The organism is Paracoccus simplex, from assembly GCF_042648325.1.
Classification (GTDB): Bacteria; Pseudomonadota; Alphaproteobacteria; order Rhodobacterales; family Rhodobacteraceae; genus Paracoccus; species Paracoccus simplex.
This window is the reverse complement of the sequence record NZ_JBHRXE010000032.1, coordinates 1-5,414: the sequence shown is the minus strand read 5'-3', so window position 1 is coordinate 5,414 and position 5,414 is coordinate 1. Positions and strand designations below refer to the sequence as shown.

Genomic DNA, 5,414 nt, shown 5'->3' with positions numbered 1-5,414 from the left:
CGCCGGTGATGGGGGTCCGGGGCGCGCTGCCGCGGGGGCGGCAGCGCGGGGAGGGTCAGGCGCCGATCTCGATGCCGCGCTGCACCGCCGGGCGGGCCAGGAAACGGTCGAGATAGGCCTGTACATTGGCGAAGCCGTCCATGCCGGTTTCCGCCTCGGCCTCGTAATTCACCCGCACGGTGCGCAGCCAGGGACCGACCGCCATGTCGGCGATGGAATAGTCGCCGGTGATCCAGTCCCGCCCCTGAAGCTGCTGGTCGAGCACGCCCAGAAGCCGCCGCGCCTCGGTGTAATAGCGGGTGCGGGGGCGGGGATCCTCGATCTCGCGGCCCTTGTAGCGGTGGAAGAAACCGACCTGGCCGAACATCGGCCCGACGCCGCCCATCTGCCACATCAGCCATTGCAGGGTGTGGTAGCGCGCCGCGCCCGAGGCGGGCAGGAACTTGCCGGTCTTGTCGGCCAGATAGATCAGCATGGCGCCGGTCTCGAACAGGCCGATGGGGTTGCCGTCGGGGCCGTTCGGGTCGATCATCGCCGGGATCTTGTTGTTGGGGTTCAGCGACAGGAATTCCGGGGTGAACTGGTCCTCGGGGTCGGAGATGCTGATGCGGTGGGCGTCGTAGGCGAGCCCGCATTCCTCCAGCATGACCGAGGTCTTGATGCCGTTCGGCGTGTTCAGCGTGTAGAGCTGGATCACGTCGGGGCGCCGGGGCGGCCAGCGGCGGGTGATCGGGAAATCGGGAAGTGCCGTCATGTCGTTTCCTGTGCTGACTATGTTGCAAGGGACAATCGTGATATGGCAGCCTGTGCCGGAACACGCGCAACAGGCTGGAAAAGGTAAGCCCATGTTCAAGGAATTCAAGGAATTCATCGCCCGCGGCAATGTCATTGACCTGGCCGTCGGCATCATCATCGGCGCGGCCTTCACGGCCATCGTCAACTCTCTGGTGACCGATCTCATCAACCCGATCATCGGCCTGCTTGGCGGCACCGATTTCAGCGGCTGGTATTTCGTGCTGAGCGGCAACGTGCCCGAGGGCGCCAGCCTGCAGGCGGCGCGCGATTCCGGCGCCGCGGTCTTTGCCTATGGCGCCTTCCTGTCGGCGGTGATCAATTTCCTGATTATCGCCTGGGTGATCTTCCTGCTGGTCAAGGCGGTGAACCGCGTGCAAAGCGCCGCCATCCGCAAGAAGGAGGCGGAGGCGCCCGCCGCCGCCGGCCCGACGCAGGAAGACCTGCTGATGCAGATCCGCGACGAGCTGCGCGCGCAGCGCGCCTGATTGCGCTGGCCGGCGCGGCGGTTTGCGCGCCGGCCCCTGGCCTGTCAGTCCGCGACCATGCGGGCGGCGGCGGTCCAGCCCCGCCCCTGCGCCTCGGCCACCGGGGCCGAGGCCAGAACGCCCTCGTGCACCGCCAGTCCGGCCAGCAGGTTCGGGTCGTCGCGCAGCGCCTGCCGCCAGCCCTTGTCCGCCAGCGCCAGCACGAAGGGCAGGGTGGCGTTCCCCAGCGCCCGGGTCGAGGTGCGGGCCACCGCGCCGGGCATGTTCGCCACGCAGTAATGCATGATGCCGTCCACCTCGTAGACCGGGTTCTGATGCGTGGTCGGGCGCGAGGTCTCGAAGCAGCCGCCCTGGTCGATGGCCACGTCCACCAGCACCGAGCCGGGCTTCATCAGCGCAAGCTGCGCCCGCGTCACCAGCTTGGGCGCCGCGGCGCCCGGCACCAGCACCGCGCCGATCACCATGTCGACATCGGGCAGCAGCTCGGCGATGGCGCCCTGGGTGGCGTATTGCGTGGTCAGCCGGCCCATGAACACGTCGTCGAGATAGCTGAGCCGCGGCACCGAACGGTCCAGCACGGTGACATTCGCGCCCATGCCCACCGCCACCCGCGCCGCCGCCGTGCCGACGACGCCGCCGCCGATCACCATGACATTGGCCGGCCGCACCCCGGGCACGCCACCCAAAAGCACGCCCGAGCCGCCATTGGCCTTTTGCAGCGTCCAGGCGCCGACCTGCGGGGCAAGCCGGCCCGCCACCTCGGACATCGGCGCCAAGAGCGGCAGGCCGCCGCGCGCATCGGTCACCGTCTCATAGGCGATGGCGGTGGCGCCGCTGGCCAGCAGCCCGTGGGTCTGGTCCGGGTCCGGCGCCAGGTGCAGATAGGTGAACAGCACCTGGCCGCGGCGCAGCATCGCGCGCTCGGCCGCCTGGGGTTCCTTGACCTTCACGATCATCCCGGCCTCGGCGAAGACGGCGGCGGCATCGGGCAGGATGCGGGCGCCGGCAGCGGCGTAATCCTGATCCGGAAAGCCGGAGCCGGTGCCCGCGCCGGCCTGCACCAGCACCTCGTGGCCGCGGGCCGTGGCCTCGCGCACCGCCTCGGGGGTCAGGCCGACGCGGTATTCCTGTGGCTTGATTTCGGTCGGGCATCCGATCTTCATGGGGGTCCTCCTCTCCTGTGGCGGCATGGTGGCATGGGCGGGATCAGAATTCCTGCTTAAACTGCGCCGGAAAACCGGCTAGTTTCGAAGAATTCGCCCGTCTTGGCGCCTGATGCGCGGGGATATTCAGCAATGATCGAGCTTGACGCAACGGACCGCCGCATTTTGACCGTGCTGCAGCGCGACGGCCGCCGGACCAATGCCGATCTGGCGGCCGAGGTCGGCCTGTCGCCCAGCGCCTGCCACCGCCGGGTGCAGCGGCTGGAGGAGGCGGGGGTGATCCGCGGCTATGTGGCGCTTCTGGATGCCCGCAAGCTGGAGCGGCCGACCACGGTTTTCGTCGAGATCACGCTGTCGGGCCAGGCCGACGAGCTGCTGGAAGCCTTCGAGCGCGCGGTGCGCAAGATCCCCGACGTGCTGGAATGCCATCTGATGGCCGGCTCGGCCGATTACCTGCTGAAGGTGGTGGCGCAGGATACCGACGATTTCGCCCGCATCCACCGCCAGTCGCTGGCCAAGCTGCCGGGGGTGCAGCAGATGCATTCCTCGTTCTCGCTGCGCACGGTGGCGCAGACCACGGCGCTGCCGGTCTGAATGAAAAACCCCCGCGAAAGCGGGGGTTTTCCTGAAACGAACGTGTCGCTCGTCTTACAGCGCGCCTTCGCGTTGCGCTTTCTTGCGCGCCAGCTTGCGGGCGCGGCGGACGGCCTCGGCCTTTTCACGGGCCTTCTTGACCGAGGGCTTCTCGAAATGCTGCTTGAGCTTCATTTCCCGAAACACCCCTTCGCGCTGAAGTTTCTTCTTCAGAGCACGAAGCGCCTGTTCGACGTTGTTGTCGCGAACACTTACCTGCATGTGGTTGTCACCACCTTCCTAGGTTAGAGTTGAGCAGATTTGCAGGACGCGGCCTTCTAGCAGGGCGAATCGGCTTTGTCCAGATTTTCCGGGCCCGTGCATGCAGCAAGGAGGAATGAGCCATGACGGATGCCATGAAGGACGAGCGCGAGCGGCTGGTCGAGGCCGCCCTGTCGCATGTCGTCTTCGAGGGCATGGGCGACAATGCCATCGCCGCCGGCGCCCGCGACATCGGCATGGACCCGGCCCTGGCCCGGGTCTGGCTGCCGCGCGGCGGCGCCGATCTGGCCGCGGCCTATCACCGCCGGGGCGATGCGGCGCTTGGCGCCCGGCTTGCCGCCCACCCGCCGCAGGGCCGCTTTCGCGACCGCGTCGCGGCGGCGGTGATGCAGCGCCTGGCGCTGAGCGACCGGGAGCTGGCGCGGGCCGGGGCCGCGATTCTGGCCCTGCCGCAGAACGCCACCCTGGGCGCCCGGCTGGTCTGGGAAACCGCCGATGCCATCTGGGACGCGCTTGGCGACCGGTCCGAGGACGTGAACTGGTATTCCAAGCGCGCCACGCTGTCGGCGGTCTATGGCGCGACGGTGCTTTACTGGCTGGGCGACGATTCGCCCGAACACGAGGCGACGCGCGACTTCCTGGACCGCCGCATCGACGGGGTGATGCGCTTCGAGACCTTCAAGGGCCGGGTCGGGGCGCTGCCCGGCGTTTCCATGCTGGCCGGCCTTGCAACGGGCTGGATCAGGCGGCCGGAAAATCGCAAGCTGCCCGGAAGGTTGCGCCCCGATGCGCGCCACGGCAGCAAAGGAGGCGATGGGTGATTCCGGATGTAATGCAGGCGGTCGAGATCTCCTCTCCCGGCGGTCCCGAAGTATTGGCGCCCGTCACCCGGCCGGTGCCGGCGGCCGGGCATGGCCAGATCCTGATCCGAATCGCCTGGGCGGGGGTGAACCGGCCGGATGCGCTGCAGCGCGCCGGTTCCTATGCGCCGCCGCCGGGGGCATCGGACCTGCCGGGGCTGGAATGCGCCGGCACCGTGGCGGCGGTGGGGCGGGGGGTGACGCGCTGGAAGCCGGGCGACCGGGTCTGCGCGCTGCTGCCGGGCGGCGGCTATGCCGAATATGCCACCTGCCCGGCCGAGCATGCGCTGCCGGTCCCCGCCGGCCTGACCCTGCGCGACGCCGCGGCGCTGCCCGAGACCGCCTACACCGTCTGGTCCAACGTGGTGATGCGCGGCGGGCTGCAGGCGGGCGAGCGGTTCCTGGTGCATGGCGGCTCGTCCGGGATCGGCACCATGGCGATCCAGGTGGCGAAGGCGCTGGGCGCCAGGGTCTGGGCGACAGCCGGTTCGGAGGAGAAATGCGCCGCCTGCGCCGGGCTGGGCGCCACCGCGGTGAACTACCGCGAGGAGGATTTCGTCGGGCTGCTGCGCAAGGCGGGCGGCGCGAACCTGATCCTCGACATGGTGGGCGGCGATTACATCGCCCGCAACATCAAGTGCCTGGCAGAGGAGGGGCGGCTGGTGATGATCGCCTTCCTTGCCGGTCCCAAGGCCGAGATCAACTTCGCCCAGATCATGACCCGGCGGCTGACGGTGACCGGCTCGACCTTGCGGCCGCAATCGGACCGCGCCAAGGCCGGCATTGCCCGGCAGCTTTGCGATACGCTGTGGCCGCTGGTCGAGGCCGGCGCGGTCCGGCCGGTGATCGACAGCAGCTTCCCGCTGCGTCAGGCCGCCGATGCGCATCGCCGCATGGAGGCCGGCGCGCATATCGGCAAGATCCTGCTGCAGGTCGCGGCGGAGGACTGATCGCGGCTCCGGGCCGGGGCGCATCGCGGCCGGGGCACGCTTCGGACAGGCGGTCAGCGCGGGGCGCGCGGCTTGCCCGTCCGACGATCTGCCATTGAAGGATCTGGAGGCGGGTACCGGAATCGAACCGGTCTTCACGGATTTGCAATCCTGCCCCGGTTGCTGAAAGCAAAGGCAATCTCTGTAAACGTATCTGCTTTGTTCACGGCCGTGAATCAACGGCTTACGCTTTGACGGCTCTGTTGCACAAATCGGCTTAAGGCCGAGGTTCCCCTTTCCCCGGACGGACTTATCCCACAGCTTCCG

The 5,414-nt window shown here is 68.7% G+C and carries 7 protein-coding genes; 4 read left to right on the top strand and 3 right to left on the bottom strand.

The window, feature by feature from the left end; genetic code table 11:
* Nucleotides 1-55: 55 nt before the first annotated feature.
* Entirely contained in the window at nucleotides 56-754 is a 699-nt protein-coding gene (locus tag ACFOMP_RS11500; protein ID WP_379030593.1) for a glutathione S-transferase C-terminal domain-containing protein, read from the bottom strand.
* Between the two features lie 91 nt (nucleotides 755-845).
* Here ACFOMP_RS11500 and mscL point away from each other — a divergent pair, with 91 nt between their 5' ends.
* The gene (gene mscL, locus ACFOMP_RS11495; protein WP_289892925.1) at nucleotides 846-1,280 is read left to right on the top strand and encodes a large conductance mechanosensitive channel protein MscL; all 435 of its coding nucleotides are present in this window, start codon (nucleotides 846-848) and stop codon (nucleotides 1,278-1,280) included.
* Nucleotides 1,281-1,324: 44 nt separating this feature from the next.
* On the opposite strand, the gene ald is transcribed toward mscL, so the two are convergent.
* Complete coding sequence (ald, locus tag ACFOMP_RS11490; protein ID WP_289892926.1) at nucleotides 1,325-2,443, bottom strand: alanine dehydrogenase; 1,119 nt, start codon at nucleotides 2,441-2,443, stop codon at nucleotides 1,325-1,327.
* Nucleotides 2,444-2,578: 135 nt separating this feature from the next.
* Between ald and ACFOMP_RS11485 the strand changes: the two genes are divergently transcribed.
* Nucleotides 2,579-3,037, top strand: coding sequence for an Lrp/AsnC family transcriptional regulator (locus ACFOMP_RS11485; RefSeq protein WP_289894841.1), 459 nt, complete (start codon nucleotides 2,579-2,581; stop codon nucleotides 3,035-3,037).
* Between the two features lie 54 nt (nucleotides 3,038-3,091).
* Here ACFOMP_RS11485 and rpsU read toward each other — a convergent pair whose 3' ends face one another.
* A complete protein-coding gene (rpsU, locus tag ACFOMP_RS11480; RefSeq protein WP_011748553.1) occupies nucleotides 3,092-3,298 on the bottom strand; it encodes a 30S ribosomal protein S21 in 207 nt (68 codons plus the stop codon).
* Between the two features lie 134 nt (nucleotides 3,299-3,432).
* On the opposite strand from rpsU, the gene ACFOMP_RS11475 reads away from it, so the two are divergent.
* The gene (locus ACFOMP_RS11475; RefSeq protein WP_379030597.1) at nucleotides 3,433-4,119 is read left to right on the top strand and encodes a COQ9 family protein; all 687 of its coding nucleotides are present in this window, start codon (nucleotides 3,433-3,435) and stop codon (nucleotides 4,117-4,119) included.
* 11 nt (nucleotides 4,120-4,130) lie between these two features.
* The gene (locus ACFOMP_RS11470; RefSeq protein ID WP_289894842.1) at nucleotides 4,131-5,108 is read left to right on the top strand and encodes an NAD(P)H-quinone oxidoreductase; all 978 of its coding nucleotides are present in this window, start codon (nucleotides 4,131-4,133) and stop codon (nucleotides 5,106-5,108) included.
* The last annotated feature ends 306 nt before the right edge of the window (nucleotides 5,109-5,414 follow it).